This is a genomic window from Rhodovibrio sodomensis, from assembly GCF_016583645.1.
Lineage (GTDB): Bacteria > Pseudomonadota > Alphaproteobacteria > Kiloniellales > Rhodovibrionaceae > Rhodovibrio > Rhodovibrio sodomensis.
Map to the genome: position 1 here is coordinate 1 of NZ_NRRL01000192.1, position 5,223 is coordinate 5,223.

Sequence of the window (5,223 nt, forward strand, 5' to 3'; positions counted from 1 at the left end):
TCGCCCACAACCTTTTCCGCAACGCTCCTGGCACAAAGTCTATTCGCCTGCGACGCAAATGTGCCGCCTGGGACGACGACTTCCTGGCCAGCCTCGTGACCGCATAACCGTTCACCCGATTCCCCTGGGAAGGAGGGCGCAGGGATGGTGTATGTTCGTCCCTACAAGCGCCGCCGGTTCGGCAGCATCGAGCGTGTGTGCGGCCACTGGCGTTCCATGGTCTAGTCGCTCGCGCCGCTCGGCGATGAACGCTGGCGCTGGCGGCTGGACTCGCCTTCATCCCTAGGCTCACCGGAGGCGGAGGGCTCCTGGCCTTCCGCCTCCTCATTCACGGAATCCAGCGCTTTTCGACTCACGCGCCCTAATCGGCGCATAGCTTCCTCAAAGCTCATATCGAGCTTGAACGGATTCTCGTTCACAGCGCCTCCTATCGGGCGATCAAGGCCTTGTATGTCGCGCCGCCGGTGACGCTCGATCCCGGGGCGGTGCGCGCCGCGGAAGCCTTCGCCTGGGCGGGCAATGTGCGCGAGCTGCGCAACCGGCTGGGGCGCGCGATCGCTCTGTCGCCGGATGGGCGGATCGGCCCCGACGACCTGTTCCCGGACGCGCCCGCGGCTGCGCCGGCACCGGCCGCGCCGTCTGCCGGGTCGTCCCTGGCCGAAACTCGGGCGGCGGCGGAGCGCGCGCTCATCGCCCGGGTCCTGGGGGCGACCGGCGGCAACTAGCAGGCGGCCGCGCGCCAGCTGGGGATCTCCCGCACCACGCTGTGGGAGAAGCTCAAGCGCTACGGCCTCAAGGCCGAGCCGTCGTGAGCGCGCTCAGTCGTAGCTGAGCTCGCGCGCCTTGCCGCGGAAGATCCAGTAGGCTAAGGCCGAGTAGGCGCCGATCACCGGCATCACGACCAGCGCGCCCACCAAGATGATCAGCAGGCTCTCGGGCGCGCTCGCGGCTTCGTAGATGGTCAGCTTGTCGGGCACGACGAACGGGTAGAAGGAGTACGACAGCCCGGCGAACGACAGCACGAACAGCAGGATCGCCCCCAGCAACGGCTGGAAGCTGCCGCGGTCGTCGTGGCGGGGCAGGTGCTGCAGCTTCCGGCGCAGCCACACGAAGGTCGCCGCCGCCGCCGCCGGCAATGGGGCCAGGTAGAGCAGCCAGGGCAGGTCGAACCACTTGTGGAAGATCCGCTGGCTAACCAGCGGGGTGGCGAGCGAGATCGCGACGAAGCCTAGCGCGACCGGCGCCAGCAGCCAGCGGGCCCACAGCGCCGCCTTGCGCTGCAGCAGTCCGTCGGTCTTGTAGATCAGCCAGCACGCGCCGATGAAGGCGTAGCCGCCGGTCAGGCAGGCGGCCGTCAAAAGGCCGAACAGCACGGTCCAGAGCGTGTGCTCCAGGCCCATGACGTAGAGCCCCAGCATGTAGCCTTGCGCCAGCGCAGCCATCAGCGAGCCGGCCACGAACGCGGCGTTCCAGCCTGCCTTATGGTCGGGCTGCGCCTTGGCGCGGAACTCGAACGAGACGCCACGCAGGATCAGCCCGATCAGCATGACCACAACCGGGATGTAGAGCGTCGACAGGATCTCGCCGTGCGCCACCGGGAAGGCCACCAGCAAGAGCCCGACCGCCATCACCAGCCAGGTCTCGTTGGCGTCCCAAAAGGGGCCGATGGAGGCGATCATGCGGTCCTTCTCCTCCGCCGTGCCGCGGGCGAGCAGTACGCCCACGCCCAGGTCGTAGCCGTCGAGCACGACGTAGATCAGGATCGACAGCCCCATCAGGGCGGCGAACACGAACGGCAGCCAGATACTCGGGTCGGCGAACAGCTCGGTCATCTCGGGCGCCTCCTATTCGGCCGGCGTGGCATCGGCGGCGCGGCTCAGGCCGGGCATCGGGAAGGGGGCGCGCACGTCGCCGCCGTCCTTTGGCCGGCCAGCCTTGCGCGCGAGGTGCACCAGGGTCGCCATGTAGGCCACCATCAGGGCCGCGTAGACCGCCAGGTAGGCGCCGAGCGAGCCGAACAGCACCATGCCGGGGACGTCGCTGATCGCCTCTTTGGTCGACAGCACGCCGGTCACCAGCCAGGGCTGGCGGCCGACCTCCGTGGTGTACCAGCCCGCTAGCGTGGCGATCCAGCCGGAGAAGGTCATTGCGGACAGGGCATAGAGCAGCGGCCGTTTCGGCTGCCGCCCGCCGCGCAGCTGCCAGGTGCCGTACCAGGCGACCAGCAGCATCAGCACGCCCACGCCGATCATCACGCGGAAGGCGAAGAACACCGGCGCCACCGGCGGGTGCTGCGGCGTGCCGTCCTCGGCGACGTAATCATTCAGGCCGGGGACCTCGCCGTCCGCCGAGTGCTTCAGGATCAGGCTGGCGCCCGAGGGGATGCCGATCTCGAAGCGGTTCTCGCGCGCCTGCTCGTCTGGGAGCGCGAACAGCAGTAGCGGCACGTTGCCGCCGGTCTCCCAATTGCCCTCCATCGCCGCGACCTTCTGGGGCTGATACTCCAGGGTGTTCAGGCCGTGCAAGTCGCCGGCGAAGATCTGCACCGGGATCAGCAGCGCGCCCATCACCACGCCGGTCTTCAGGCCCGCGCGCACGTCCGGCGACCGCTGGCCCATCAGCCAGCGCAGCGCGGACAACCCCGCCAGCAGGAACGCCACCGTAAGGCCGGAGGCGAGCAGCATGTGGCTCAGCCGGTAGGGCATCGACGGGTTGAAGACGATCGCCAGCCAGTCGGTCGCGTGCGCCACCCCATCGCGCATCTCGAAGCCGACCGGCGTGTGCATCCAGCTGTTCAGCACCAGGATCCAGAAGGCCGACAGCGTGGTGCCCAGCGCCACCAGGAAGGTCGCGATGGTGTGCAGCCAGGACGGCACCTTGCGGAAGCCGAACAGCATGATCCCGATAAACACCGCCTCCAGGAAGAACGCCGTCAGAACCTCGTAGGCGAGCAGAGGCCCCGCAATGTTGCCCACCGTCTCCATGTAGCCCGGCCAGTTGGTGCCGAACTGGAAGGACATGGTGATCCCGGAAACCACTCCCATGGCGAACGACAGCGCGAACACCTTCACGAACAGGAAGTAGGCGTCCATCCACTTCTGCTGCCCCGTGCGCGCGTAGGCCAGCTTGAAGCCCAGCAGCACCCAGCCGAGCGCGATCGTGATCGTGGGAAACAGGATGTGGAAGGAGATGTTCGCGGCGAACTGGATGCGCGCGAGCAGGGTCGGATCGAGGTCCATGACGCCGGTGTCCTAGGCGGTGGTGGCAGACCGTTTCGCGATAGAAAATATGAAGCGGTGGCGACCCTTGGAGGCGCCATATCGCCGCAGGGTCAACGACGTTGGGACATCAAAGGTCGGCGAGTTCGATTGTATGCGATCCGCGCGGCTGTGTCTGGTCGGGGCGCGTGCCTACCTGTTGGACATCGGCATAGGGGTTAAAAACGGCAGGTTCCGCTCCAAGACCTGACGTGCGCCAACAGCACGTGACGTCCGCAAAGAGCCAAAGGACTAAACCGCGCGGTAGCCCAGGTGGGCAGTAGCGTTTTCTGGCGCAACGATACGCCTCGGTCGCTTAGGATCTGCGTTTCGCCGGCGGATGTCTTTGGTCCGCCATCGACGGAGGAGGCGCAATGCGTCGTTCTTCGCTCGAGCTCTCGGATATCCTCCACGCCCAGGGCGCCGCCTATCGTCAGGCCCACGCCGGCCGTCTCAGCCTCGGCCAGCTCAAGGTCATGGCCGCGATCGAGCAATGCCGCACGGCGGCCCTGGGTGGGCACGTCGCGGCCTGCCACGACTGCGGCCATACCCGGATCGCCTACAACTCCTGCCGCAACCGGCACTGTCCCGGCTGCCAGGGCGCGGCCGCCCACGCCTGGCTCGCCGCCCGGCAGGCCGACCTGCTCCCCCGCCCCGACGAGAAACCGCCGAACAGCGAGCCACCGTTCGCCAGCCCACCGCCGTGCCCGCACTGCGGTGGCATCATGGCCGTCATCGAGACCTTCCTGCCGGGTACGCAGCCCCGTGCACCGCCGTCCGGACACGTCATCGTGGCGATCGCCTCATGACCAGCCACCACCCCCACTCAGGTCCACCAGCATCTCCCGGTCTGTCCATCATGGCCAGTCGCGAGGGGCCGCGCGCCCACGGCCACCACCACCTCGTCTCCGACGGTATCGAACCAATGTTTCAACTCCGCCCAACCGGTTTCGGCCTCGGCAACGTCGCCGCGTCGTCTACCCAGGCCAATACCTAGCCCCCATGCGGCGCAATCACCGGAACAGCCCGAGGCTACTTTCTCCATAACCACCGGCCGGCACTACTCTTTACTCGGCCCGCGGTTTCCTCCCTTTTCCGGTGCCTCTTCGGCTCCCGAAGATTTTTTCGGCATGGACGGGCGAACAGAACGCGCAGTTTCCGTGGGGCTTACGCGTTCTGTTCTACCCGATTTCCACACTTACGGCAAACGGTTTGCCCTCCAGGGACGTGGGGCTGCTCGTTCTACTTGTTGCCGGAGCGGTACGTACAGCTGCCGGAGCGGTATTCCCAGCGGCCGTCGTTGCAACGGAAGCGCGCCGAACCGCCTACGCCACCCCGCCAATAGTTATGGGTGTCGTACACCACGCGCTCACCGTTATGACCTGTGTCTTGAACGCGCGCTGAGCACTCGTATCGATCCGTGATGCAGCGACGACGATTCTTTTCCCCATAGCAAGTAGTATAGCTGCTCCCCAGCCAGGACACGGCGCGACTGCCGCACGAGCTGTACTGCGAATCATCGTTCACGATCCGGGCGTAGCCACGGCTGTCGGCGATGTTGAGGTTAACAGAGGGCGAGCCCGCGTTGAGGTAGAAGGTATCGTTGCCTTCGTAGCTACCGTCCTCATTGATGCCCACATTGAAGCCGCGGGATGTGGCGTTCTCGCCGATACACCGCCGGGTGGCGCTGACGCCATTGTAGTCGTTGCTTTCGGCCGAGTCGTTGGTCGTCCAGAGGTTGAAGCAAACGCCGCCCTCGGCCCTGCGGTCGATGTCAATCGTGAAGGTGATCGAGGTGTTGTTCTCGGTGACGTTGCCGTAGTCGCGCACCCGCAGGTTCGGCTTGGGATCGTCCTCCAGAATCGTGCCGGTGGCGCTGGTCCGCGCCAGGCTGGCGTGCTGCACGCCGGAGAGGTCCAGGCGCAGGGCCTCGTTACCCTCGTAGGTGTTGTCGTCGCTGGTCGCG

At 66.5% G+C, this 5,223-nt stretch carries 5 protein-coding genes and 2 pseudogenes; 3 read left to right on the forward strand and 4 right to left on the reverse strand.

Annotation, left to right across the window (positions count from 1 at the left end; translation table 11 throughout):
* Nucleotides 1-221: 221 nt before the first annotated feature.
* Nucleotides 222-419 (reverse strand): hypothetical protein, encoded by a 198-nt coding sequence (locus CKO28_RS26565; protein WP_200344329.1) that lies wholly within the window; start codon nucleotides 417-419, stop codon nucleotides 222-224.
* A gap of 27 nt (nucleotides 420-446) precedes the next feature.
* Between CKO28_RS26565 and CKO28_RS26570 the strand changes: the two genes are divergently transcribed.
* Together CKO28_RS26570 and CKO28_RS29505 are read left to right on the forward strand one after the other, a co-directional pair.
* On the forward strand, nucleotides 447-725 hold the full coding sequence (locus CKO28_RS26570; RefSeq protein ID WP_200344331.1) for an AAA-type ATPase lid domain-containing protein: 279 nt from the start codon (nucleotides 447-449) through the stop codon (nucleotides 723-725).
* Between the two features lie 3 nt (nucleotides 726-728).
* Nucleotides 729-812 (forward strand): annotated as a pseudogene (locus CKO28_RS29505) (helix-turn-helix domain-containing protein); the annotation flags it as partial.
* A 6-nt stretch (nucleotides 813-818) separates the two neighbouring features.
* On the opposite strand, the gene CKO28_RS26580 reads toward CKO28_RS29505, so the two are convergent.
* Nucleotides 819-1,832, reverse strand: coding sequence for a cytochrome d ubiquinol oxidase subunit II (locus CKO28_RS26580; protein WP_200344333.1), 1,014 nt, complete (start codon nucleotides 1,830-1,832; stop codon nucleotides 819-821).
* A 12-nt stretch (nucleotides 1,833-1,844) separates the two neighbouring features.
* Complete coding sequence (locus CKO28_RS26585) at nucleotides 1,845-3,239, reverse strand: cytochrome ubiquinol oxidase subunit I (RefSeq protein WP_200344335.1); 1,395 nt, start codon at nucleotides 3,237-3,239, stop codon at nucleotides 1,845-1,847.
* A gap of 392 nt (nucleotides 3,240-3,631) precedes the next feature.
* Here CKO28_RS26585 and CKO28_RS26590 point away from each other — a divergent pair.
* Nucleotides 3,632-3,907 (forward strand): annotated as a pseudogene (locus CKO28_RS26590) (transposase zinc-binding domain-containing protein); the annotation flags it as partial.
* A 592-nt stretch (nucleotides 3,908-4,499) separates the two neighbouring features.
* Here CKO28_RS26590 and CKO28_RS26595 read toward each other — a convergent pair.
* Nucleotides 4,500-5,223 (reverse strand): Calx-beta domain-containing protein (locus CKO28_RS26595; RefSeq protein ID WP_242480842.1); only part of this gene is annotated, 724 nt, incomplete at its 5' end.